The sequence below is a fragment of the Stenotrophomonas sp. GbtcB23 genome, from assembly GCF_019091045.1.
Taxonomy (GTDB): domain Bacteria; phylum Pseudomonadota; class Gammaproteobacteria; order Xanthomonadales; family Xanthomonadaceae; genus Stenotrophomonas; species Stenotrophomonas rhizophila_A.
In genome coordinates, this window is record NZ_JAGXKC010000235.1 from 1 (window position 1) to 390 (window position 390).

General features: G+C 53.6%; 1 protein-coding gene. It reads right to left on the bottom strand.

The window, feature by feature from the left end; all coding sequences use genetic code 11:
- Positions 1-390, bottom strand: a 390-nt coding sequence (locus tag KVS69_RS18930) for a hypothetical protein (protein WP_217539511.1), incomplete at both ends; no start/stop codon positions are given.

A 390-nucleotide genomic window follows, 5' to 3' on the forward strand; every position in this document is an offset into this window, starting at 1 on the left:
AACTCGCAGTTGAGCTCGAAGGGATGCGAGAGCGTCGGAATACTCAGGCGCCTCGTTCAATACTTGCAGGAACTTTAGAAGTCCTTCACCGTGGATTCCGAGCGGTTCGATCTGTCCTTCACGCTGGAAGACGCGCAGTGATTGGTTCTCTGGCGAGTAGATGACGAACTTCGCCAGCGAATCGCCAATGACCGTACTCGCGTCAAGATCAGACTTGATTTCCTGCATTTTCCCCAGCAGTTCAGAAACCTCGGCCACCGTCAGATCTTCATGGCTTTGGGGTGCATTCGGTTCTTTGCCGTTTTCCGGGCCATGGATAGCAAGGATCCGCGCAATCCGCCTCATAACGTGACCTGTATCTTCATTGATGAAGGGCAGGCCGTTCTCGTC